General features: G+C 69.2%; 21 protein-coding genes and 3 riboswitches. Of the genes, 12 read left to right on the top strand and 9 right to left on the bottom strand.

Annotated elements, in window-relative coordinates; genetic code table 11:
- Positions 1 to 24: 24 nt before the first annotated feature.
- Entirely contained in the window at positions 25 to 210 is a 186-nt protein-coding gene (locus F3I62_RS13215) for a CbtB domain-containing protein (RefSeq protein ID WP_160490102.1), read from the bottom strand.
- A 98-nt stretch (positions 211 to 308) separates the two neighbouring features.
- Positions 309 to 528, bottom strand: a riboswitch (cobalamin riboswitch).
- 60 nt (positions 529 to 588) lie between these two features.
- Positions 589 to 783, top strand: a riboswitch (cobalamin riboswitch).
- A gap of 99 nt (positions 784 to 882) precedes the next feature.
- Between F3I62_RS13215 and cobW the strand changes: the two genes are divergently transcribed.
- Positions 883 to 1932 (top strand): cobalamin biosynthesis protein CobW, encoded by a 1050-nt coding sequence (gene cobW / locus F3I62_RS13210; RefSeq protein ID WP_160490101.1) that lies wholly within the window; start codon positions 883 to 885, stop codon positions 1930 to 1932.
- 97 nt (positions 1933 to 2029) lie between these two features.
- Positions 2030 to 5764, top strand: a complete 3735-nt coding sequence (gene cobN, locus F3I62_RS13205) for a cobaltochelatase subunit CobN (RefSeq protein ID WP_160490100.1) — start codon at positions 2030 to 2032, stop codon at positions 5762 to 5764.
- A gap of 5 nt (positions 5765 to 5769) precedes the next feature.
- Here cobN and F3I62_RS13200 read toward each other — a convergent pair whose 3' ends face one another.
- Positions 5770 to 6855 carry a 3-deoxy-7-phosphoheptulonate synthase gene (locus F3I62_RS13200; RefSeq protein WP_160490099.1) on the bottom strand — a complete coding sequence of 362 codons (1086 nt, stop codon included), beginning with the start codon at positions 6853 to 6855 and terminating at the stop codon, positions 5770 to 5772.
- A 321-nt stretch (positions 6856 to 7176) separates the two neighbouring features.
- Positions 7177 to 7311, bottom strand: coding sequence for a hypothetical protein (locus tag F3I62_RS20310; protein ID WP_256667758.1), 135 nt, complete (start codon positions 7309 to 7311; stop codon positions 7177 to 7179).
- 76 nt (positions 7312 to 7387) lie between these two features.
- On the opposite strand from F3I62_RS20310, the gene F3I62_RS13195 reads away from it, so the two are divergent.
- From F3I62_RS13195 to F3I62_RS13180, 4 genes are all read left to right on the top strand, one after another.
- The gene (locus tag F3I62_RS13195; protein WP_160490098.1) at positions 7388 to 8398 is read left to right on the top strand and encodes an ATP-binding protein; all 1011 of its coding nucleotides are present in this window, start codon (positions 7388 to 7390) and stop codon (positions 8396 to 8398) included.
- A 20-nt stretch (positions 8399 to 8418) separates the two neighbouring features.
- A complete protein-coding gene (locus F3I62_RS13190; RefSeq protein ID WP_160490215.1) occupies positions 8419 to 9090 on the top strand; it encodes a VWA domain-containing protein in 672 nt (223 codons plus the stop codon).
- Positions 9087 to 9854 (top strand): precorrin-6A synthase (deacetylating), encoded by a 768-nt coding sequence (cobF, locus tag F3I62_RS13185; protein ID WP_160490097.1) that lies wholly within the window; start codon positions 9087 to 9089, stop codon positions 9852 to 9854. The genes F3I62_RS13190 and cobF overlap by 4 nt, the downstream gene beginning before the upstream one ends.
- 232 nt (positions 9855 to 10086) lie before the next feature.
- The gene (locus F3I62_RS13180) at positions 10087 to 10785 is read left to right on the top strand and encodes an ion channel (protein ID WP_160490096.1); all 699 of its coding nucleotides are present in this window, start codon (positions 10087 to 10089) and stop codon (positions 10783 to 10785) included.
- A gap of 340 nt (positions 10786 to 11125) precedes the next feature.
- Here the strand turns inward: F3I62_RS13180 and F3I62_RS13175 are convergent, their stop codons facing one another.
- The 5 genes from F3I62_RS13175 to cobG all read right to left on the bottom strand — a co-directional run bounded on the left by F3I62_RS13175 (position 11126) and on the right by cobG (position 17583).
- A complete protein-coding gene (locus tag F3I62_RS13175) occupies positions 11126 to 12835 on the bottom strand; it encodes an amidase (protein ID WP_160490095.1) in 1710 nt (569 codons plus the stop codon).
- Between the two features lie 276 nt (positions 12836 to 13111).
- On the bottom strand, positions 13112 to 14770 hold the full coding sequence (gene cobJ, locus F3I62_RS13170; protein WP_160490094.1) for a precorrin-3B C(17)-methyltransferase: 1659 nt from the start codon (positions 14768 to 14770) through the stop codon (positions 13112 to 13114).
- A gap of 94 nt (positions 14771 to 14864) precedes the next feature.
- Entirely contained in the window at positions 14865 to 15632 is a 768-nt protein-coding gene (locus tag F3I62_RS13165) for a precorrin-2 C(20)-methyltransferase (protein WP_160490214.1), read from the bottom strand.
- Positions 15633 to 15640: 8 nt separating this feature from the next.
- Entirely contained in the window at positions 15641 to 16267 is a 627-nt protein-coding gene (locus F3I62_RS13160) for a precorrin-8X methylmutase (RefSeq protein ID WP_160490093.1), read from the bottom strand.
- Positions 16264 to 17583, bottom strand: a complete 1320-nt coding sequence (gene cobG / locus F3I62_RS13155; RefSeq protein ID WP_372240130.1) for a precorrin-3B synthase — start codon at positions 17581 to 17583, stop codon at positions 16264 to 16266. Before cobG ends, F3I62_RS13160 begins: the two co-directional genes overlap by 4 nt.
- A 93-nt stretch (positions 17584 to 17676) precedes the next feature.
- Positions 17677 to 17872: riboswitch (cobalamin riboswitch) on the bottom strand.
- Positions 17873 to 17934: 62 nt separating this feature from the next.
- On the opposite strand from cobG, the gene cbiE reads away from it, so the two are divergent.
- Genes cbiE through F3I62_RS13140 form a run of 3 tightly spaced genes read left to right on the top strand, consistent with a single transcriptional unit; the run spans position 17935 to position 20584 of the window.
- Positions 17935 to 19137, top strand: coding sequence for a precorrin-6y C5,15-methyltransferase (decarboxylating) subunit CbiE (cbiE, locus tag F3I62_RS13150; protein WP_160490092.1), 1203 nt, complete (start codon positions 17935 to 17937; stop codon positions 19135 to 19137).
- On the top strand, positions 19134 to 19871 hold the full coding sequence (locus F3I62_RS13145; protein WP_160490091.1) for a cobalt-precorrin-6A reductase: 738 nt from the start codon (positions 19134 to 19136) through the stop codon (positions 19869 to 19871). Before cbiE ends, F3I62_RS13145 begins: the two co-directional genes overlap by 4 nt.
- Positions 19868 to 20584, top strand: a complete 717-nt coding sequence (locus F3I62_RS13140) for a ferredoxin (RefSeq protein WP_160490090.1) — start codon at positions 19868 to 19870, stop codon at positions 20582 to 20584. Before F3I62_RS13145 ends, F3I62_RS13140 begins: the two co-directional genes overlap by 4 nt.
- Before the next feature lie 74 nt (positions 20585 to 20658).
- Here F3I62_RS13140 and ttcA read toward each other — a convergent pair whose 3' ends face one another.
- A complete protein-coding gene (gene ttcA / locus F3I62_RS13135; protein ID WP_160490089.1) occupies positions 20659 to 21486 on the bottom strand; it encodes a tRNA 2-thiocytidine(32) synthetase TtcA in 828 nt (275 codons plus the stop codon).
- Positions 21487 to 21570: 84 nt separating this feature from the next.
- Here ttcA and F3I62_RS13130 point away from each other — a divergent pair, with 84 nt between their 5' ends.
- From F3I62_RS13130 to F3I62_RS13120, 3 genes are all read left to right on the top strand, one after another.
- Positions 21571 to 22164, top strand: a complete 594-nt coding sequence (locus F3I62_RS13130; protein WP_160490088.1) for a DNA-J related domain-containing protein — start codon at positions 21571 to 21573, stop codon at positions 22162 to 22164.
- 166 nt (positions 22165 to 22330) lie between these two features.
- Positions 22331 to 22930, top strand: a complete 600-nt coding sequence (locus tag F3I62_RS13125) for a Yip1 family protein (protein ID WP_160490087.1) — start codon at positions 22331 to 22333, stop codon at positions 22928 to 22930.
- A 96-nt stretch (positions 22931 to 23026) separates the two neighbouring features.
- Positions 23027 to 23521, top strand: a complete 495-nt coding sequence (locus F3I62_RS13120) for a SprT family zinc-dependent metalloprotease (protein ID WP_160490086.1) — start codon at positions 23027 to 23029, stop codon at positions 23519 to 23521.
- The last annotated feature ends 2 nt before the right edge of the window (positions 23522 to 23523 follow it).

Raw genomic sequence — 23523 nt, 5'->3', positions numbered from 1 at the left:
GTAACGCTCAGGCGAACTGGCGGTTTAGTGGCAGGGAAACGCGGCGCTGTGCCGGGTATCGTGGGCGGCGTTGTGCATCGCCTCGATGTGCGAGAAGCCGGCGACGAAGATCAGCGCGCCGCCCAGCAGGCAGCTGCCAACGGCCAGGAACAGGCGTTGCGAGAGAGGACGGGTAACGGATGCGGAAGACAACAGTGCGCTGCTGGACATGAGCTGACCTTCTGGTGATGTGAAAACGGGGCAGAAGGACGCAGCACGTGCAGGCCCATCCGGGGGCCTGAATCCGGCGCGCACCCGCCCACCGCGGGTTGCCAAACGAGGATTCAGGCCGGTCTCCGGGCTTGCGACGACTGTCGGCTTCGACAGTGACTGGGTCAGCCTTCCCATGCCAAGGCACAGTGACTACGACAACCCTACGTACGCTTACCGTTGCGGGGGCAGCGCCGGACTCGTCTCGCAAGAGACCCACCGGCTTCCCGTTTCACCTCGCACACGCCGGTGCGAGACACCTGAAACAGCTTTTCTAGAACATCACGAAGCCCGGCCCAGCGTCAACCGCCAAGGTTGACCGGCCCGCGGGCACTGCGTAGCCTTCCGCCCTTTCGAGGTTCTGCACCCGCGCGGGTGCAGCTAAGAGGGAACAGGGTCAACGCCCTGGCTGCCCCCGCAACTGTGAACGGTTCAAGCCCCTTCGATACACCACTGCCAACGGCGGGAAGGTGAAGGGGACGCGCCCAGCGCACACCGTGAGCCAGGAGACCTGCCTCGACTAACACGCTAACTGTCCGGGCGGGGTGATCCGGTGGTGCAAGGCCCACGTCCGCCCGGACGCCGGCCTGCCCCTGCCCGTCCGTCGACTTCACCGACGCTCCGGGGCCCTCCATGCAAACGCTCGCCAAACTTCCCGTCACCATCGTCACCGGCTTTCTCGGCGCCGGCAAAACCACCCTGCTGCGGCACATGCTCGGCCATGCCGACGGCCGCCGCATCGCGGTGATCGTCAACGAGTTCGGCGAGCTGGGCATCGACGGCGAAATCCTCAAGCAATGCTCGATCGGCTGCAGCGAGGAAGAAGCCAACGGCCGCATCTTCGAGCTGGCCAACGGCTGCCTGTGCTGCACCGTGCAGGAGGAGTTCTTCCCGGTGATGCGCGAGCTGGTGGCGCGCCGCGGCGAGCTCGACCACATCCTCATCGAGACCAGCGGCCTGGCCCTGCCCAAGCCGCTGGTGCAGGCCTTCAACTGGCCGGAAATCCGCACGGCCTGCACGGTGGACGCGGTGATCACCGTGGTCGACAGCCCGGCCGTGGCCGCCGGCACCTTCGCCGCCTTCCCCGAGCAGGTCGATGCGCAGCGCCAGCAGGACCCCAATCTGGACCACGAATCGCCGCTGCACGAATTGTTCGCCGACCAGCTGGCCAGCGCCGACCTGGTCATCCTCAACAAGGCCGACCTGCTCGACGCCGCCGCCCTGGCCGCGGTGCGCGCCGAGGTGGCCGAGGAGCTGCCGCCGGCGGTGAAGGTCATCGAGGCCCACGGCGGCGAGCTGCCGCTGGACGTGCTGCTGGGCCTGAACTGCGCGACCGAACTGCATATCGACCAGCGCCGCACCCACCACGACGAGGAAGACGAGGACCACGACCACGACCAGTTCGACTCCTTCGCCGTGGAACTGCCGCCAGCCGAGGAAGCACACCTGCTGCCGGCCCTGAAGGAGGCCGTGGCCAGGCACGGCATCCTGCGCATCAAGGGCTTCGCCGCCATCCCCGGCAAACCCATGCGCCTGCTGCTGCAGGGCGTCGGCCAGCGTTTCGACAAGCACTTCGACCGCGCCTGGCAGGCCGACGAAGCGCGCCTCACGCGCCTGGTGGTGATCGGCCAGGCGCTGGACCAGGCCGCCATCGCCGGCGAGCTGCAGGCGGCATTGGCCTGACCATGCCCAACCTCGTCGTGGGAGCGGCTTCAGCCGCGATAAGGGCTTCGCGGCTAAAGCCGCTCCCACACCACTCCTCCTCGGCGGACTGCTAGCCATGCACCTGCTGCGCACCCAGCCCGGCGCCCAACTGCCGGCCGACAGCATCGCCGACCTGCAGCAGACCCCGGCCGAGCTGGTGATCCTCTGCACCGGCGACTCGCACCTGTCGCTGCTGGCCGAGGTGGCGCGCAGCCTGCCGGACGATTTCCCCAGCCTGCGCCTGGCCAGCCCGGCGCAGTTGAACAACCACGCCTCGGTGGACTTCTACGTCGAGCAGGTGCTGCGCCACGCCAAGGTCATCCTGATCTCGGTGCACGGCGGGGTCAGCTACTGGCGCTACGGCATCGAGCGCCTGGTCGAACTGGCCGGGCGCGGTGCCCAGCTGATCCTGGTGCCCGGCGACGACAGCCCCGACCCGGAGCTGAGCGGCCTGGGCAATGTCGCACCGGCCGACGCCGAGCGCCTGTGGCAGTACCTGCGCCAGGGCGGGGTGGACAACGCCCGGCAGTTCTTCCACTGCCTCGCCAGCCTCTACCTAGGGCGCGACTACCCCTGGCAGGAGCCGCGCGCCCTGCCCCGCGTCGCCCTCTACCACCCGCAGCAGGCCGCGGCCAGCCTGGAGCGCTGGCGCGCCGACTGGCAGCCGGGCTGGCCGGTGGCGGCGCTGCTGTTCTACCGCACCCATGTGCAGGCGGCGAACACCGCCTTCGTCGACAGCTTCTGCGCACGCCTGCAGGCCCAGGGCCTGAATCCCTTGCCGATCGCCGTGGCCAGCCTCAAGGAAGCGGCCTGCCTGGCCCAGGTCGAGGACTGGCTGGATCAGGCCGAGGCCGGGGTGATCCTCAACACCACCGGTTTCGCCATGAGCAATCCGGAGGCGCCGGAGCTACGCCCTTTCAGGCGCGACATCCCGGTACTGCAGGCCATCTGCGCCCTGGCCAACCAGGAGCAGTGGCAGGCCAGCGCCCAGGGCCTCGGTTCGCGTGACCTGGCTATGCATATCGCCCTGCCGGAGCTGGACGGCCGCCTGATCACCCAGCCGATCAGCTTCAAGGGCCTGGCCTGGCGCAGCGAGCGCAGCCAGAGCGACGTGGTCTGCTACCACGCGCACCTGCCGGGCATGGATTTCGTCGCCGCGCTGGCACGCCGCTGGTGCGAGCTGGCGCGCCGGCCCAACGCCGACAAGCGCATCGCCCTGGTGCTGGCCAACTACCCGACCCGCGACGGCCGCATCGGCAACGGCGTCGGCCTGGACACCCCGGCCGCGGCGCTGAATATCCTGCGCGCCCTGCAGCAGCAGGGTTACCCGGTCGAGGGCCTGCCCGCTAGCGGCACCGCGCTGATCCACCAGTTGCTCGGCGGAGTGACCAACGACCTGGACAACCTGGATGCACGCCCCTGCGCGCAGAGCCTGGCGCTGGACGACTACCGGCGCTGCTTCGCCACCTTACCCGCCGCCAACCAGCAGGCGGTGCTCGAGCGCTGGGGCGAGCCGCAGCAGGACCCGATGTTCCGCGGCGGCCGCCTGATGATTGCCGGCCTGCGCTTCGGCCTGTGCTTCGTCGGCATCCAGCCGGCGCGCGGCTACCAGCTGGACGCCGCCGCGGTGTACCACGATCCGGACCTGGTGCCGCCGCATGGCTACCTGGCCTTCTATTTCTGGCTGCGCCACAGCTTCGCCGCCAACGCGGTGATCCATGTCGGCAAGCACGGCAACCTGGAATGGCTGCCGGGCAAGAGCGTCGGCCTGTCGGCGCAGTGCTGGCCCAGCGCCCTGCTCGGCCCGTTGCCGAACATCTATCCCTTTATCGTCAACGACCCCGGCGAAGGCGCCCAGGCCAAGCGGCGCACCCAGGCGGTGATCATCGACCACCTGATGCCGCCACTGACCCGCGCCGAGAGCTACGGCCCGCTGCGCGACCTGGAACGCCTGGCCGACGAGTACTACGAGGCCAGCCAGCTCGACCCGCGCCGCGCCATCGAGCTGCGTGGCGAGATCCTGCTCAAGGTGCGCGAGGCCAGCCTGGACCGCGAACTGGGCCTGCAGCTCAACGACGACGCGGACAGCTGGCTGCCGCAGCTGGACGCCTACCTGTGCGACCTCAAGGAATCGCAGATCCGCGACGGCCTGCACGTGTTCGGCGAGTCGCCGGCCGGCCCGTTGCGCCGCGACACCCTGCTGGCCCTGCTGCGCATTCCCCGCGGCGATGGCCAGGGCGGCAACGCCAGCCTGTTGCGCGCCCTGGCCCAGGACCTGGCTCTGGCCTTCGACCCGCTCGACTGCCCGATGGCCGAGCCCTGGACCGGCCCGCGCCCGGCCGTGCTGGCCGAGCTGAGCGACGAGCCCTGGCGCAGCCTGGGCGACACCCGCGAGCGCCTGGAGCTGTTGACCCTGCAGCTGATCGGCAACCCGGACCACCCGGCCGTCGGCCCGGCCAGCGCCTTGATCCTCAGCGAGCTGCGCCAGCGCATCGCCCCGCTGCTGGATGCCTGCGGCCCGGCGGAGATGGCCGGCCTGCTCGCCGCCCTGGACGGTCGCTTCGTCCCCGCCGGGCCCAGCGGCGCGCCGAGTCGCGGGCGCCTGGACGTACTGCCGACCGGGCGCAACTTCTTCTCGGTGGACGTGCGCAACCTGCCCACCCCGACTGCCTGGCGCATCGGCGTGCAGAGCGCCGAGCGCCTGCTCGAACGCCACCTGCAGGACGAAGGCGACCACCTGCGCCGGCTCGGCCTGTCGGTGTGGGGCACGGCGACCATGCGCACCGGCGGCGACGACATCGCCCAGGCCCTGGCGCTGCTCGGCGTGCGCCCGGTGTGGCAGGCCGGCAGCCAGCGCGTGGAGCGCTTCGAGGTGCTGCCGCTGGAGCAGCTCGGCCGCCCGCGGGTGGACGTCACCCTGCGCGTGTCCGGCTTCTTCCGCGATGCCTTCGCCAACCTGATTCGCCTGTTCGACGATGCCGTGCAGGCGGTGGCCGAGCTGGACGAGCCGGCGGAGCTGAACCCGCTGTCGGCGCGGGTCTGGCAGGAAGCCCTGGCGCTGCAGGACGGCGGACTGGACGAGGCCGAGGCGCGGCGCCAGGCCGGCTGGCGGATCTTCGGCGCCAAGCCCGGGGCCTATGGCGCCGGGGTACAGAACGCCATCGAGGAACGCCTGTGGCAGAGCCGCGCCGACCTGGCCGAGGTGTACCTCAACTGGGGCGGCTACGCCTATGGCAAAGACGCCGAGGGCACGCCGGCGCGGGCGCAGTTCGCCGAACGCCTGGAGCAGCTGCAGGCGGTGCTGCACAACCAGGACAACCGCGAGCACGACATCCTCGACTCCAACGACTACTACCAGTTCCAGGGCGGCATGCTGGCGGCGGTGGAAACCCTGCGCGGGGCCAGGGTGGCCAGCTACCACGGCGACAACAGCCAGCCGGAGAGCCCGCGCATCCGCAGCCTCAAGCAGGAGCTGAGCCGCGTGGTGCGCGCCCGTGCGGCCAACCCCAAGTGGATCGAGGGCATGAAGCGCCACGGCTACAAGGGCGCCTTCGAGCTGGCGGCGACCATCGACTACCTGTGCGCCTTCGACGCCACCAGCGAACTGGTCGACGACCACCAGTACGCCCTGCTCAGCGATGCCTACCTGCTCGACAAGGACACCCGCGACTTCATCCAGCAGCACAACCCCGGCGCCCTGCAGGACATCCTCGAACGCCTGCTGGAAGCCCAGCAGCGCGGCCTCTGGCAGAACCCCGGCGAGTACCGCGCGGCCCTGGAAAACCTGCTACTGGATGCGGAGGAGTCCTGATGCCTTCAGTGCCCCATACGCAGCCGCTGCGCCGCCTCGCGCAGGATCGCCGCGGTGCCGTTCCAGCCCAGGCAGCCATCGGTGATCGACACGCCGTAGCGCAACTCGGCGGCCAGCGCCTGGCAGCCGTCCTGCAGATGGCTCTCCAGCATCACCCCGCGCAGGCTGGTGTCGCCGGCCAGGCGCTGGTCGAGCACGCTGGCCAGTACCGCCGGCTGGCGCAGCGGGTCCTTGCCGCTGTTGGCGTGGCTGCAGTCGACCAGGATCCGCGCGGCGATGCCCTGCTTCTCCAGGCTCGCCCGCGCCACCGCCACGCTGGCCGCAGCGAAGTTCGGCCCGGCGTGGCCGCCGCGCAGTACCAGGTGGGTGTCCGGGTTGCCCTCGGTCTCAACCAGCGCCGGGCGGCCCAGGCCGTCCACGCCGAAGTGCCGGTGCGGGTGCGCCGCCGAGCGCATGGCGTCGCAGGCGATGGCCAGGCTGCCGTCGGTGCCGTTCTTGAAACCCACCGGCAGGTCCAGGCCGCTGACCAGCTCGCGGTGCACCTGCGACTCGCTGGTGCGCGCGCCAATCGCCGCCCAGCCCAGCAGGTCGTCGAAGTAGCCGGCCACCAGCGGCTGCAGCAGCTCGCTGGCCAGCGGCAGGCCGCGCTCGAGCATGGCCAGCATCAGCCGCCGCGACAGTTCCAGGCCTTCGGCCATGTCGCCGCTGCCGTCCAGCTGTGGGTCGTACACCAGGCCCTTCCAGCCGATGGTGGTGCGCGGCTTCTCGACGTAGGCGCGCATCACCAGCAGCAGCTGGTCGCTCACCTGCGGCGCCAGTTCGGCCAGGCGGTCGGCGTATTCCAGGGCGGAAAACGGGTCGTGCAGGGAACAGGGACCGACCACCACCAGCAGGCGTGGGTCATGGCCGTCGAGCACGGCGCGGATGGCCGCGCGCTGGGCCTGCACCTGGGCGGCGAGGCCGGCGGGCAGCGGCAGGCGCTGGCGCAGATCGAGCGGGCTCGGCAGCGGCAGTTCGCGGCGGCGGGCATTGAGGGGCGGCACGGGCTGTGCGCGTTCGGGGTGCAGCAGGGCGGTAACGGAAGAAGTCATGGCGGTTTTCCTTGCCCGGCGTGGCCTGATGCCACGCGCGGTGCGCTATCTGGGTGTTCGACTGGAGTCTCGGAGGTGCGCGGCAGCGCTGCTAAATCGCCAGGCGTAAGGGCGGTAAGAACGGTAATAGGCGGTGTATGCGGTCATGTTTCGATCCTCTGTGTTCTCGCCTGCGCTGGATGGCTGCGCGTCGGCCAGGCTGCGTTGGCGTTGGTTGTTGGCCTCGTGGGCCGGAAAAACAAAAACCCCGGTCGGGAGGCCGACCGGGGTTTCGTGAAACGCGCTGGTGGCGACCCTGTGCTCTGGGGCGCCTGTGGGGTATCAGGCGCGCCGTTGGCTAAACCAATACCCATAGAAGAAATAACCGGCCGCCGCGGCCAGCACCTGCGCGCGCACGCCTGCCACACCGACGGCGGCGCAGCGAACGAGACGGTTCAGGACGGGACGAGACGGCATGCTGCTCTCCAAAACGATGGCACCCACGCTACCCCATCGCCCCGCCCCCTTTCAACCCTTGTCACGAGGTAACGGCATGCAGCCCTCCTTTCCCCTCGCCGCCGTCGTCGCCGCCGACGACCTCAAACTGGCCCTGTGCCTGGTGGCCATCGACCCCGCCATCGGCGGCGTGCTGATCGAAGGCCCGCGTGGCATGGCCAAGTCGACCCTGGCCCGCGGCCTGGCCGAGCTGCTGCCCAGCGGCCACTTCGTCACCCTGCCGCTGGGCGCCAGCGAGGAACGCATCGTCGGCACCCTCGACCTGGACGCGGCGCTGGGCGAAGGCCGCGCGCAGTTCTGCCCCGGCCTGCTGAGCAAGGCCGACGGCGGCGTGCTGTACGTCGACGAGGTCAACCTGCTGCCCGATCACCTGGTCGACCTGCTGCTGGATGCCGCCGCCAGCGGGGTCAACCATATCGAGCGCGACGGCATCTCCCACCGCCACAGCGCGCGCTTCGTGCTGATCGGCACGATGAACGGCGAGGAAGGCGAACTGCGCCCGCAACTGCTGGATCGCTTCGGCCTCAACCTGGCCCTGGACGGCCAGCCGCAACCGGCGCAACGGGCCGAGATCATGCGCCGGCGCCTGGCCTTCGACAGCGATCCGCAGGCCTTCCTGCACAGCTGGGCCGCCGCCCAGGACCAACTGCGCAGCCGCTGCCTGAACGCCCGCGCGCGCCTGGCCGCGATTCCCCTGGACGACGCCGCGCTGGAGGCCATCGCCCAACGCTGCTTCGCCGCCGGCGTCGACGGCCTGCGCGCCGACCTGGTCTGGCTGCACGCCGCCCGCGCCCATGCGGCCTGGCGCGGGGCCGAGCGAATAGAGGCAGGCGATATCGACACGGTGGCAGACTTCGTCCTACGCCATCGCCGCCGCCCTGCGCCGCCGGCCCAGCACCCACAACCCCCGCAACAGCAGCAACCCGCGCCCAGCCCGTCCACCGCCAGCGCACCGGCCCAGGGCGAAGGCCAGTGGGGCGAACTGCCGGCCCAGGCCCAGGCCATGGGCGAACGGCGCGAACCACCACGCTGGGCAAAAAAGCCCTGAGCATCCGCCCGCGCCAGCCCCTGGGTGCGGATGCCAGAGCCAAACCGGGCAGCCTGAGTGGCGGACGCAACGGCGCCAGCCGCAGCGGCCTGCTGGGCGGCATAGACTGGCCGGCGACCCTGCTCAAGGGCCACCCGCGCAGCCGCCAGGACCTGCTGCGCCGCCCACGCAGCGCGCAACCCAGCGAACTCTGGCTGGTGATAGTGGATGCCTCGGCCTCGACCCGCCGCGGTGGCGCCCTGAGCCAGGCCAAGGGCCTGCTCGCCGAACTGTTCGACGCGGCCTACCGCCAGCGCGCACGCCTGGCCCTGCTGCACGCCACCGGCACGCAGCCGCGCTGGCTGTGGCAGGGACAGAAAAGCGCCAGCGCCCTGCGCGACTGGCTCGACCAACTCGGCGCCGGCGGCGGCACCCCGCTGATCGAGGCCCTGCAGCAGGCCGCGCAGTGGCAGGCGCGGCGCCAGAACCTGCAACCGGGCGAACAGCAGCGCCTGCTGATCCTCACCGACGGCCGCCTGCGCGACTGGCCCGCCCTGCCCGCCAGCCAGTGCCCGGCGCTGCTGGTGGATATCGAACGCACGCCCGTGCGCCTCGGCCGCGCCCGCCAGCTGGCCAGCGAGCTGGGCGCCGACTACCAGCATATCGACGAGCTGGCGCTGCGCGCCCGCTCCCCAACCTGGAACACACCATGAAAGAACTGCTGCTGGTCGGCATCGGCGCCGGCGACCCCGACTACATCACGATGCAGGCGCTCAAGGCCCTGCGCCGCGCCGACGTGATCTTCCTGCTCGACAAGGGCCCGGCCAAACACAAGCTCAACGCCCTGCGCCGGGAAATCTGCGCGCGCTTCCTCGGCGGCCACACGCCTCGTTTCGCCGAAGGCCTGCAGCCGGAACGCGAGCGCGAGGCCGCCGACTACCGCGCCAGCGTCGACGAGCTGAACCGCGACAAGCAGGCGGTGTTCGAGCAGTTGATCGACGAGCAGATGGCCGATGGCGAAGTGGCCGCCTTCATGGTCTGGGGCGACCCTTCGCTGTACGACAGCAGCATCCGCATCGTCGAGGCCATCGCCGTCGCACGCAGCGACCTGCGCTACGCGGTGATCCCCGGCATCACCAGCCTGCAGGCCCTCACCGCCCGCCACCGCGTGCCGCTCAACAGCATCGGCCGCGCCGTGGAAATCACCACCGGCCGCCTGCTCGCCGCAGGCTGGCCGCAAGGCGTGGACAGCGTGGCGGTGATGCTCGACGCCAAGGACAGCTACCTGCGCTTGGTCGGGCAGGGGCTGCAGATCTACTGGGGGGCGTATGTGGGCACGGCGGACGAGATTCTGATTGCCGGGCCGCTGGACGAGGTTGCGGAGCGGATTGCTGCCACCCGCGCGCAGGCACGGGAGAGGAATGGGTGGATTATGGATAGCTATTTGCTGAGGAAGAGCGAGTCAGCGGCGAAGTGAACAACTCGAGCAAGGCTGCTGCGACTCGAAGCTGCCGGTGATGTCCGGCAGAAATCGGCCAGGAACGCATCTACGGCGCGGCCCTATGGATCGCCCCTTGGCTGTCTGCCAGACTGGATCCCCTCTCACGCATTCGCGACTGGAGTTTCGCTGCCGACTCTTCTAGAGCCAGGTCGGATTTCACCATGCAACGTCAGGTCACGAGCGTAAGTTCGATCTCTAGGATACTGGTATGACAAATCCACAGGATAAAGCTGAATCCAACGAGGATTTAGCACAGCTGGTAATAGGCCATGGGCCCTGCACTTATCTAATGCTGCTCTTGCTGGGCTTGATCCTCCTGTTTCCCTATCTTGAGGAAGGCATATTCGCTCGCACGTTGCTCGGCATTCTGTTTTCAATCGTGCTGTTCGTCGGCGCCTTTGCCACCAGGCAGACTCGGTGGGGGTTCAGCCTCAAACTGGGCCTGGCATTGCTTGGGGTTGGCCTTCAATGGACGGCATTGTCGACTGCGAATATCGCGATTCTTGAACTTGCCGGGATAACTTATGCAACGTCTCTTGCAGTCTCGTTCAGCGGAGTGCTGCGCTATATCCTCAAGCGCGGGCCAATTACAGCCGACAAGCTGCATGGCGCACTCGCGGGCTACATCATGCTGGCCTTCGTATGGTCCTTCATCTATGCCTTGGTCGAGATATCCAGCGCTGGCTCATTCGGCCCCGGACACCTCGATTTCTCCCAGCCCGGCACTTTTTTCAAACTGATCTATTTCAGCCTGACGACGCTCACCACCACCGGCTTCGGTGATGTTCTTCCGTTGACCAATCACGCCCGCTCACTGGTGATGGTCGAAGAATTTTCAGGGGTATTTTACGTTGGGGTTGTGATCGCGCGGCTCGCCGGACTTTATCCGTCGAGTCAGACCAAGTGACGCTGAACCCGAGCGGATTTAGCCGCGATAACGGACAGCACCTTCTGGCTTGCTATCGCGGCTGAAGCCGCTCCCACGAAAAGTACGCAACGGTCAGGCAACGCCAAACGCCCCTTCAGGAGGGTGAGCGGAGCGAGTAACGCCTCCGCAGCGCAAGGCCGGATGCCGGGACAAGACCTTTTGGTTCCTTTGGGGCGACTGCCAAAAGGGACCCACACCAATGCCTCAGCCAGCGCGACAACCAGCAGCGGCACGGACAACCAAGCTGGTGGACACCGCTGCGCGGTTGTCCACCCTAGGGTCGCAGACGCAGGCCCGGCGAGTCAGGCAAAGCCCCCTATCACCCCCGCCCCAACGGCGGAGTCCGCGGCGGCACCAAGCGCTTCGAGCCCGTCGCCTCGAACGCCGCCGCCAGGCGCAGCAACGCCGAGTCGTCGTAGGCGCGCCCCGCGAAGGTCAGCCCCACCGGCATGCCGATGTCCGCCATCACGCCCATCGGCACGGTCACGGTGGGCACGCCCAGGTGGCGGATGGCCAGGTTGCCGTTGGCCACCCAGACGCCGTTGCTCCAGGCGATATCCGCCGACACCGGGTTCACGTCGGCATCCGCCGGGCCGACGTCGGCCACGGTGGGGAACAGCACCGCGTCGAGGCCGAGGCCGTCCATCCAGTCTTCCAGGTCGATCTTGCGGGTCTTTTCCAGGCCGCGCAGGCCGTCGGGCAGCGTCGCGATCTCGCTCCAGTTTTTCAGGCCGCGCTTGGCCATGTTCACGTATTCGTCCATGCCGGCGGCCAGGTCGTCTTCGCGATTCGGCAGCGTACCGGGGTCGTGCGGGAAGATCAGCGGGCCGTCGACGTCGGCGAGCTTGTTCAGCTTGGGATCGCCGTTGGCCCGCAGGAAATCGTCGAATGCCCAGCCTGACAGCTCCCACAGCTCATCATGGAGGAACTCCTTGGAAACCAGGCCGCGGTTGTACACGGTCGGGGCGCCGGGGCGATCGCCTTCGCAGTTGGACACCAGCGGGAAGTCCACTTCGATCACTTGCGCGCCAGCCGCTTCGAGGGCCTGGCGCGCCGCCTCCCACAGGGCAATCACCGAAGGCCGGGTATGGATGCGCTGGCCGGTCGGGCCGCCAATACCGGGCTTTTCGCTGGTGCCGGCCAGCTCATCCTGGTTGATGAACATGCGCGGCACGCCGAAGCGCTTGCCGGCCAGGGCGGCGGGCGGCGCGGCAAGCTGCGGGTAAGACGCGGGGCGCACCGCCGAAGCCTTGGGGATCGGCACCCAGGGCTGCAGGCGCCACAGGTCGCCACGGCTGTCGGGGTCGTCCGCCACCACCACGTCGAGCACTTCGAGCAGGTCGGCCATGGTCCGCGCATAGGGCACCACCACGTCCATGGTCGGGGTCAGCGGCCAGTTGCCGCGCACCGAGATCACCCCGCGCGACGGCGTGTAGGCACACAGGCCATTGTTCGAGGCCGGGCCGCGGCCACTCGACCAGGTTTCCTCGGCCAGGCCGAAGGCGGCATAGCTAGCCGCTGTGGCGGTGCCGGCGCCGTTGGACGAGCCCGAGGCGAAGGGCGCGGTGAGGTAGGCGGCGTTGTACGGGCTTTCCGCGCGGCCATAGACGCCGCGCTGCATGCCGCCGTTGGCCATGGGCGGCATGTTGGTCTTGCCCAGGCAGATGGCGCCGGCGGCGCGCAGGCGCTCGACGGTGAAGGCGTCGCGGTAGGCGACCAGGTCCTTGAAGGCCGGGCTGCCGGAGGCGGCGGTGAGGCCTTTGACCAGGTAACTGTCCTTGGCCGTGTAGGGGATGCCATCCAGCGGGCCGAGGGTCTCGCCACGCGCGCGGCGGGCGTCGGAGGCCTGCGCCTCGGCCAGTGCGTCGGGGTTGCGCACCACCACGGCATTCAGCGCGGTGGGCGTGGCGGGGCCGTCGTAGGCATCGATCCGGGCCAGGTAGGCCTGGACCAGCTCGACGGCGGTGGTGCGGCCGGCTTCGAGGGCGGCGCGCAGTTCGGCGATGGAAACCTCGGTGACTTCGATCATAGGCTCACCGCCGCGCGCTGGCTGACTGGATGCTCACGGCTCGTCTCAGGATGGATGCTCATAGCGGTTCTCGTTGCACGGCATTACGCGATAGGGTTTTAGCCATTCTATTTAGCACCAAGTGCGCTGCAGAAAAATCGCAACAGCGACACTCTGCACCGGCGGCTGCGACGAGCCACCCACAGTTGCCCCAGCGGCAGCCTGCACCCTGCGATGCGGCGCAGGCGGATGTCCAGCTCGCAGCAGGGGAAGTGCAACTCAACCCACTCAGCGGAGCTACAGCTGCGGATAGCTTCGCGGCGTATACACCCACTCGCCACCCTCGGCCCGCGGGAAGCGGCGGGTCTGGCTGGAGCCGATGATCACCAGGGTGCGCATGTCCACCAGCTCCGGCGTCAGTTCGCCGAGGGGCAGCACGCGCAGCGCCTCGGCCGGGCGACCGATGTCGCGGCCGAGCACCACCAGGGTCAGTGGCGTACGGTGCTGGCGGACGATGTCGAGGGCGCGGCCGAGCTGCCAGGGGCGGGCGCGGGAGATCGGGTTGTAGAAGGCCATGGCCAGGTCGGCGGCGGCGGCGTGGTCCAGGCGCTTCTCGATCATGGCCCAGGGCTTGAGGTTGTCCGACAGCGACAGCATGCAGAAGTCGTGGCCCAGCGGCGCGCCGGCCTTGGCCGCGGTGGCCAGGGCGGCGGAGATGCCCGGCAGCACCTGCAGTTCCACCGCCTGCCAGGCGGCATCGCAGGATGCCTCTAGCGCTTCCAGCACGGCGGCGGCCATGGCGAACACGCCGGGGTCGCCGGACGACACCATCACCACGCGCCGGCCCTGGGCGGCCAATGAAAAGGCATGGGCGGCGCGCTGCAGTTCCTCGCGGTTGTCGCTGGCGTGCAGCAGCTGATCGGCGCGGAACGGCCCGGCCATGCTGACGTAGGTCTCGTAGCCGAGCACGTCCTCGGCCTGGTCCAGCGCCTGGCGCACGGCCGGGGCCATCAGTTCGGCGCAACCGGGGCCGAGGCCGATCACGCTGAGGCGGCCACGCGGCCGGCCGATTTGTGCCGCAACTTCTGGAGTGGCGGCCAGATGCAGGCTAACGCCCGCCTCTGCATAGACAGCGGCGGGCAAGGCGCTTGCAGCGTCGATAAAGCGCAGCGGCACGCCCAGCTCGGCGGCTGCGGCGGCCAGTTGCGGATGGGCCATGGCGGCGGCATCGACCAGCAGCGCGGCCAGCGCCGCCTCGGCCAGGCCGGCCTGCTGCAGGGCAGCGCGCACGGCAGCGGGCAGATCGCCGTCCAGCGCGCCGCAGCGGGCCAGTACCAGGCGCGGGTGGATCAGCAGCGCGCCGCCCTGCTCCGCGCGCTGCGGGCTGATGCGGATGCAGCGGCTGGCCTGCGCATCCAGCGGCAGGTTTGCCGCTTCCAGCCAGGGCGCGGCGCCATCGATGCGCAGCGACTCGCCGCCGAGCAGGTCGCTGACCAGGCGCTTGCCCTGCTCGAGGTCGGACAGCACGTAGCCGGGCGGCGGGTTGAGCACGCAGGTGCCGAAGCGCAGTTCGCCGCTGGTGGTGATGGCCGGCGCCACGGCCAGCAGCGCGGCGATCTCGCGGGCCAGCAAATTCACCCCGCTCAGCCCGCCAAGCAGCGGCACCACGGCGCTGCCGTCCTCGGCCACGGCCAGCACCGCCGGCTCGGCACCCTTCTCCGCCAGGAGCGGCGCCAGGCTGCGAATGACGATGCCGGCGGCGCACAGGGCGATGATCGGCGTGCCGGCGCGGTACAGCCCGCGCAGGGTGGCGCCGAAGTCGTCATAGGCTTGTTCGACGCCCGCCACCCGCCCGCGCAGGCCGTGGATCGGGGCCTGCGGGTAGAGGCCCTGCAGGCGGCGGGCGGTGGCCAGGGCGGAGGGGCCGAGAATGACGATGGCCGGGGATCTGCTCATGGAGTCTTCCATTCAATCCGTGGGAGCGGCCTTGGCCGCGATGCTGTGTTGTTGACTGGAATCGCGGCTAAAGCCGCTCCCACAGGGAGCCTGCTCACCCGCGCCATTTCTCTCCCGGTACCAGAATCATCGAGAAATACGGCGAGGACATTGGCTCCACGTCGTCCAGCGGAACTATGCGCTGGCTGCCCATGGTCGCCCGCTCGACGTAGTGCGCGCGCCGGTCCAGGCCCAGCTCGCGTAGCACCTGGCGGACCTTGTCGAAGTTGCGCCCGAGCTTCATCACCACGGCGGCTTCGGCGTCCTGCAGGCGGCGCTTGAGTTCGTCCTCGGGCAGCACGCCGGAGAGCACGCTCAAGGACTGGTTGCGGTACACCAGCGGGGTGCCGAGCACCGAGGCGCAGCCGAGCATGGAGCACACGCCGGGCACCACCTCGACCTGGTAGTGCGCGGCCAGGCGGTCGTGCAGGTACATGTAGGAGCCGTAGAAGAACGGGTCACCCTCGCAGATCACCGCCACGTCGCGGCCGGCGTCCAGGTGCTGGGCGATCTGCACCGCGCAGGTGTCGTAGAAGGCGCTGATCACATCCTCGTAACTCAGCGGCGGCTCGAGCTTCTCGGTGGTCACCGGGTAGACCAGCGGCAGGCGCTGCTGGGTTTCGCCGAGGTGCTGCTCGATGATGGCGAAGGCGTTGCCGCCCTGGCCTTTATTCGCCTTGGCCTTGGCCACGAAGTAGCCGACCACCGGCGCCGATTGCAGCAGGCGCAGGGCCTTGAGGGTGATCAGCTCCGGGTCGCCGGGGCCGACACCGAGGCCGAGCAAACGTCCTTTGTCGCGGCGGCCGATGCCGGGGCGCGCCATAGCGGTCATCATTCCACCTCCGTGGCCAGGGCGTTGACCGCCGCGGCGGCCATCGCGCTGCCGCCCCGCCGGCCGCGCACTATCACATAGGGCACGCCGCGGCTGTCGGCGGCAAGCAGGTCCTTGGACTCCGCCGCGCCGATGAAACCCACCGGCATGCCGAGGATCAGCGCCGGTTTGGGCGCGCCGGCGTCGAGCATTTCCAGCAGGTAGAACAGCGCGGTCGGCGCATTGCCGATCACCACCACGCTGCCTGCCAGCTGTTCGCGCCAGCGCTCCAGGGCCACCGCCGAGCGGGTGTTGCCCAGCTCGCGGGCCAGCTCGGGCACGCCGGCATCGTGCAGGGTGCAGATCACCGGGTTGTTTGCCGGCAGGCGCGCGCGGGTGATGCCCTCGGCAACCATGCGCGCATCGCAGAGAATCGGCGCGCCGGCGGCCAGGGCGGCACGCCCGGCGGCGCCGGCGCCTGCCGAGAAGCGCAGGTCGGCCACCACGTCGACCATGCCGCAGGCGTGGATCAGGCGCACGGCGAGCTTTTCCAGGTCGGCCGGGATGGCCGACAGGTCGGCCTCGGCGCGGATGGCGGCGAACGACTGGCGGTAGATTTCCTGGCCGTCGCGGATGTAATCGATCATGCGGAAGTTCCTGACTCGTGATGCGCAGCGAACCAGGCGCCGGCTTCTTCGATGCTGAGGGAAGGCGCCAGCAGGCGGCCGAAACCGGCCACGCCCGCGGCGCGCTGATAGAGCTGATAACGCCCGCCGGGCTGGGCTAGCAGGGTGAAGGGAGCGGTATGCGCGGCGGCACAGGAGCGCGGGCAGCCGCTGAGGTGCACTGGAGGGCGCGCATTGCCGGCGCGCAGCAGCTCGGCCAAGTGCAGGGCGTCGGCCTTGGTGTCGGCCAGGCCCTTGGCGCAGGCCGCCGAGCCGCTGCAGGCGAGCAACTGGCTCAGCGGTTCGCGGGCATCCAGCAGCAGGCCGATCTCGCCTAGGGCGGCTGCCACGGCATCTTCGCGGGCGCTGGGGATATCCGGCAGCAGCACGCCCTGCCAGGGCGTCAGGCGCAGCTCGCCGCTGCCCTCGGCCTCGGCCAGATCGGCCAGGGCCCACAGCTGGACGGCCTCCAGCCGGCCCAGCGGCGCTCCGGCCAGCAGCATGACCAAGCCAGCCTGGGCCTGGGGGTGCATGCCGAGCGGTACGACAGCTGCTTCAGGGCGCGTAGGCCGCGGCACGCTGCGATCCAGGCTGAACGGCAGGCGGGCGATGAAATCCGCCACCGGCAGTTCGGCGAGCAGCTGGCGCATGCGGCTGTGTTCGCCGGCCAGTTCGAGGAACAGTCGCAAAATCGCCTCCACGAATAGAGGGGCTTGCTCCACCTCGACCACGCCCAGGGCCGGATCACGCGGGCAGCCGGCCAGGCCGAAGGCCAGCTGGGTGCCGCCGGGCAAGGCGCTGAGCCAGAGGTCGTGGGGGTGGTCGAGCATGGCCAGCGTCTCGCCGCCGTCCAGCTGCAAGGCGAACTTGGCGCAGAGGCCGTGGAATGCGGGGGTGTCCTGCAGCAACGCCAACAGCTGCTCGGCCAGCGGGCGGCTGTCGAGGCAGGCGGCCGGGTCGCGCCCGGCGGCGGGGCTGAGCAGCAGGTTGCGCACATCGTCGGCGGCGGCAACCCTTGGGCCGAGGCCGGCGGCCAGCAGGTGCTGCACCAGGGCGGCGTGCTCAGCCTCGCGCACGCCACGAATCTGCAGGTTGCTGCGGTTGGTCAGCTCCAGCACACCGCTGCCGCACAGCCGCGCGGCTCCGGCTACGGCGCGGGCCTGGGCACTGGAGAGGCGGCCGCCGGGCAGCTTGACCCGGCAGATGCCACCGTCCAGCGCCGACACGATGCGCCACAGCCCCGGGCAGGCAGACGGCCTGGGCAGGGAGGCGGCAGAAACGCAGGGATCAGGTTTCAAGCGGTCACCGACAAGCAACGACGCGGCGACCGAACCAGCGGAATCCGCAAACAGGGATTCCTTGGCATCGGTACACCCCGCCCGATGTTGGCACTCGCGACTAGCGTCGTCGGCAGGTCTCCTGGCTGGCAGGTCGGCATCGGTCGCGGCCTTCCCGGTTTCCCAGTGGCATTCGGGCGACAGACTCGCTGCTTACAGTTGCGGGGGCAGCCACGGTTGGTCCGTGTTCCCTCTTAGGCCCTTGGTGACGTCCGTGAGAACGCCGGGCACCGACGAAGGCGCTATTATGCCCGCTTTTTCCGGCGCCGGGCCAAGCCCGCGCGCCGCCCGCAAGGCATCGAGGAGACGCGCATGACAGCCTGGCTGACGGTGGTGGGCATCGGCGAGGACGGCTACGCCGGCCTGGGCAAGGCCGCGCGCCGGGCGCTGCTGGCGGCCGAGCGGATAGTCGGTGCGCCGCGCCAGCTGGAGCTGCTGCCGCCGTGCATCCGCGCGGCGCGGCAGAGCTGGCCGAGCCCGTTCAGCCTGGCACCGGTACTAGAGCAGCGCGGCACAGCGGTGTGCGTGCTGGCCAGCGGGGACCCCATGCTGTTCGGCGTCGGCGCCAGCCTGGCTCGCCAGGTCGATGAAGGCGAGATGTGCGTGCTGCCGGCGCCCTCTTCCTACTCCCTGGCCGCCGCGCGCCTGGGCTGGCCGCTGCAGGAGGTGACCCTGCTGTCGGTGGTGGCGCGGCCGCTGGCGGCGCTGCAGGCGCAGATCCATGCCGACCAGCGCCTGCTGATCCTCTGCAACGATGGCAGCAGCCCCGCCGCCATCGCCGCCCTGCTGCGCGCGCGCGGCTTCGGCCCGAGCCGGCTGACGGTGCTGGAACACCTCGGCGGCCCGCTGGAGCGGCGTATCGACGGCCTGGCCGAGAGCTGGAGCATCGACGAAGTCGCCGCCCTCAACCTGCTGGCGGTCGAATGCCTGGCCGACGCAAACGCCGTGCGCCTGCCGTTGACCTGCGGCCTGCCGGATGCGGCCTACCGCCACGATGGCCAGCTGACCAAGCGCGACGTGCGCGCCATCACCCTGGCCCGCCTGGCGCCGACTCCCGGCGAGCTGCTGTGGGACGTGGGCGCCGGCTGCGGCTCGATCGGCATCGAGTGGATGCGCGCCCACCCCAGCTGCCGGGCCATCGCCATCGAGGCCGACAGCGGCCGCCAGCAGCTGATCCAGCACAACCGCGACGCCCTCGGCGTGCCGGCCCTGCAGCTGGTGGCCGGCAGCGCACCGCAGGCGCTGGATGGATTGGAGCCACCCGAGGCGATCTTTATCGGCGGCGGCGTCACCCTAGCCGGCGTGCTGGAGCAGTGCTGGCAGGCGCTCAAGCCCGGCGGCCGGCTGCTCGCCAACGCGGTGACCCTGCAGAGCGAGGCCATGCTGGTGGCCTTCCGCGCGCAGCACGGCGGCGAGCTGACCCGCATCAGCGTGGCCCAGGCCCAGCCGCTGGGCGACTTCGACACCTGGCGCAGCGCCCTGCCGATCACCCTGCTGCAGGTGCGCAAGCCGTGAGCCCGCGCATCCTCCTGCTCGGCGGGGTCGGCGACGCCCTGGCCATCGCCCGCCGCCTCGGCCCGCCGCATGTCTACAGCCTGGCCGGGCTGGGCAAGGTGCCAAGCGATCTGGCCTGCCAGGTGCGGGTCGGCGGTTTCGGCGGCGCGGCAGGCCTGGCGCAGTTCATCGCCAGCGAAAACATCGACCTGCTGCTGGACATCACCCACCCCTATGCCGCGCAGATCAGCGCCAACGCCGCCCGCGTCGCGCAACTTGCCGGCATTCCCTGCTGGGCCCTGCGCCGCCCCGGCTGGAATCCGCAACCCGGTGACGATTGGCGCGAGGTGGCCGACTGGCCCGAGCTGCACGCCGCCCTGGCGCCATTTCGCCGGCCCTTCTTCACCCTCGGCCGCGAGCCGCTGGAACACCTCGATGCGATTCCCGCCGAACAGTTCTGGACCCTGCGCCTGCTCGACGCCCATCCGGGCAATCAACGCGCGCGAATCATCGCCAACCGCGGCCCGTTCGATCTGCAGGGCGAGCGCGAGCTGTTCGCCGCCGCGAACTTCGACGTGCTGGTCAGCAAGAACAGTGGCGGCGCGGCCACCGAGGCCAAGCTGCAGGTGGCCCGCGAACGGGGCCTGCCGGTGCTGCTGCTGGCGCGCCCCGAACTGCCGGCGGTGGAGCGCGCCTTCGCCGATCCCGAATCCCTGTGGCAAGCGCTGCAACCCCTGCTACGAGAAACGCCATGAAGACCGCCCACTACGCTCGCGTGCTGTTCGCCGGCCCCGACCTCAACCAAGGCAGCTTTGCCGAGCTGCTGCGCCGCCAGTTGGTCGAGCGCTTGGGCGCCGCCGTGCTGGACGCTCTGTGCGATACGGGCGCCGGCCACGACGAGCTGTGGGCGCGGCTGCGCAACTGCCTGGCAGCCGGTGAGCTGCCGCTGCTGCTGGTCGATCTCGACCCGCTGGGCGGCAGTCAGCAGCTGGACTGGTTGCGCGACCAGCTCAAGAGCCTGGCCGGCACCCAGGCCGAGCGGGTCTTCGTCTGCAGCGGTGACGCCGAGGATGTGCCGGCGCTGGCCGCGCTGATCCAGCAGCCCGAACGCCATCTGGACTGCCTGCAGGTGCCGCAACTGCCGGCCGCCCACGCCTGGTCGTGCATTCCGCCACACCACTACCGCGTGCTGCTGTGCAACGGCCCGCGCTGCACCCGACGCGGCGCCCTGCCACTGTGGAAGATGCTGCGCGAACAATTGAAGGCGGCGGGCAAGCTGGAGTGCGCGGGCGGCGTGCATCTCACCCGCACCCAGTGCCAGTTCCCCTGCGACCAGGGGCCGACCCTCAGCGTCTATCCATCCGGTGCCTGGTACCGGGTGAGCAGCGAGGCCGATGTGCGGCGCCTGGTGCAGGAGCAGTTCGTCGAGGGCCGCGAGGTGGCCGAGCTGATCATGCGCCAGGCGTGATCCGGCCGTAGGGTGCGCCGTGCGCACCGGGGGGATTGCAGGGGATTCAGGTGCGCATGGCGCACCCTACGGGATTAGAGGCTCATCACATCGAGAAAGCGCGGCGTGGCGCTGTCGTCGATCTTCAGGCTGTGGAAGTCGAACAGGTTGCGGTCGGCCAGCTGCGAGGGCACCACGTTCTGCAGGGCGCGGAACATGATCTCGGTACGCCCCGGCGACTTGCGCTCCCACTCCAGCAGCATCTCCTTGACCACCTGGCGCTGCAGGTTTTCCTGGGAGCCGCACAGGTTGCACGGGATGATCGGGAACGCCTTGAGCTCGGAATAGGCCTCGATGTCCTTCTCGCTGCAGTAGGCCAGCGGGCGGATCACCACGTTGCGGCCGTCGTCGGACAGCAGCTTGGGCGGCATGGCCTTGAGCGTGCCGCCGTAGAACATGTTGAGGAAGAAGGTTTCCAAGATGTCGTCGCGGTGGTGACCGAGGGCCATCTTGGTCGCACCGATCTCGTCGGCGTAGGTATAGAGGGTGCCGCGGCGCAGGCGCGAGCACAGCGAGCAGGTGGTCTTGCCTTCCGGGATCTTGTCCTTGACCACCGAGTAGGTGTCCTTCTCGATGATGTGGTACGGCACACCGATGGACTCCAGGTAGGCCGGCAGCACGTGCTCGGGGAAGCCCGGCTGCTTCTGGTCCATGTTCACCGCGACGATCTCGAACTGGATCGGCGCCACCTTCTGCAGGTACAGCAGGATGTCGAGCATTGTGTAGCTGTCCTTGCCGCCGGACAGGCAGACCATCACCTTGTCGCCATCCTCGATCATGTTGAAGTCGGTGACGGCTTCGCCGGCCAGGCGGCGCAGGCGTTTCTGCAGTTTGTTCTGGTTGACCGAAAGGCTGGTGGACATGGCGCTGAGGAATCCGGGGCAGGCGAAAAGCTGGCTATTTTACGCACAAAGGCCGGCGGCGGCAGCCCGTGTTAGGCTCAAACGATGAATAGCGAACTCAACCCCGCCCTCGACCTGGCCGACCAGCTGCACGAGCTGCTGCGCGCCGCGCCGGCCGGGATCAGCGAATTCCAGCTGATCCAGCAGCTCAAGCAACGCCATTCCACGCATATTCCGCACCTCGAGCTGACCGACAAGCTGGTGCTGTTTCGCACCCACTTCTTGCTGTTCAACGCCCTCTATCGGCTGCGCGACCGCCTGTGGCAGGCACAGAGCGCGCATCTGCAGATCAACCCGCTGTGCATGCAGTTGCTGCCCTGGCAGCCAGGCAGCAGCGAGCTGGCCGAGCATGATCGGCTGCGCGACTACTATCTCGATCTGCAGCATCTGCGCGACACCGCCGAAGCCGATGTGGAGAAGCTGCTGGCCAGCTTCTGGACGCGCATGCAGGGCGGCGACGAGAAGCGCGCGGCCCTCGAACTGTTCGAGTTAAGCAACGAGCAGACGCTCAATCTCGCCACCATCAAGCTGCGCTACCGGCAATTGGTGAGCCAGCACCACCCGGATCGCGGCGGCAGCACCAGCCGCCTGCAGTCGATCAACCTGGCAATGGAAATACTACAGCGCTATTACAGCTGAGCCACAGAGAGCAATTCGCTCTAAAGCCACGGCTCACGCGGCTTCCAGCCTCTGCCTATACTGCGACATACGGTCGCAGTGATTCGGCCTGCACCCGGCGGCGCTGCCTATGCGCCCCGGGCGCTACGCACGGGGCGATCGACAATAATAAAGCGGAGGTGACTGCATGATTAACCACGTCTGGGGGCTTTTCACCCATCCCGATCAAGAATGGCAAGAAATCCGTGGCGAAGAAGAAAGCATCAGCCACATGTACCTGACCCACGTTCTGATTCTCGCGGCCATCCCGGCGCTCTGCGCCTACTTCGGCACCACCGAGGTGGGCTGGACGATCGGCGATGGCGACCCGGTCAAGCTGACTGCGGCCAGCGCGCTGCAGATGACCATCATGTCCTACCTGGCCATGCTCGCCGGGGTCGCCGTGATGGGCGCCTTCATCCACTGGATGGCGCGCACCTACGACTCCAGCCCGAGCATGACCCAGTGCGTGGTATTTGCCGCCTACACGGCCACCCCGCTGTTCATCGGCGGAGTCGCGGCGCTCTACCCGAACCTGTGGCTGGCCATGTTCATCGGCACCGCGGCCATCTGCTACACGGTTTACCTGCTGTATGCGGGCCTGCCGACCTTCATGAATATCCCCGAGGACGAAGGCTTCATGTTCTCCAGCTCGGTCCTGGCCGTCGGCCTGGTGGTGCTGGTGGCGATGATCGCCACATCGGTGATCCTCTGGGGCTTCGGTGTGGGTCCGGTGTACACCAGCTGAGACAATAGATAGGTAACCCCCGGCCTGCCGCCGACAAAGCCGCCATCTGGCGGCTTTGTGTTTTCCGGGCTGCGGGCACACGGGCATAATCACCCCATGCCCGAACTTATCCACGCCCGCGTCGAAGCCTGCTACCGGCAGGCCGAAGACTTCTTCAAGCGCCGCTTCCCCCGCCCCGAGGTCAGCTTCAAGCTGCGCGGGCAGAAGGCCGGCGTCGCCCACCTCACGGAAAACCTGCTGCGCTTCAACCCCAAGCTGTACACGGAAAACCGCGAGCACTTCCTCCAGCAGACCGTGGCCCACGAAGTGGCGCACCTGGTCGCCCACCAGATGTTCGGCGGGCGCATCCAGCCCCACGGCGAGGAATGGCAGCTGATCATGCGCGGGGTCTACGAGCTGCCGCCGGATCGCTGCCACACCTATGCCATCAGCCGGCGCAAGAGCACCCGCTACGTTTACCAGTGCCAGTGCCCGAACGGCGAGTTCCCCTTCTCCGCCCAGCGCCACAGCCTGGTGCGCCAGGGCCGCAGCTACCTGTGCCGGCGCTGCCGGGCGACCCTGGTGTTCAGCGGCGAACAGCGGGTCGAATAAGG

This window comes from Pseudomonas sp. R-28-1W-6, assembly GCF_009799925.1.
Classification (GTDB): domain Bacteria; phylum Pseudomonadota; class Gammaproteobacteria; order Pseudomonadales; family Pseudomonadaceae; genus Aquipseudomonas.
The sequence above is the reverse complement of the archived record's forward strand: the minus strand, read 5'-3'. Positions and strand labels throughout refer to the sequence as shown.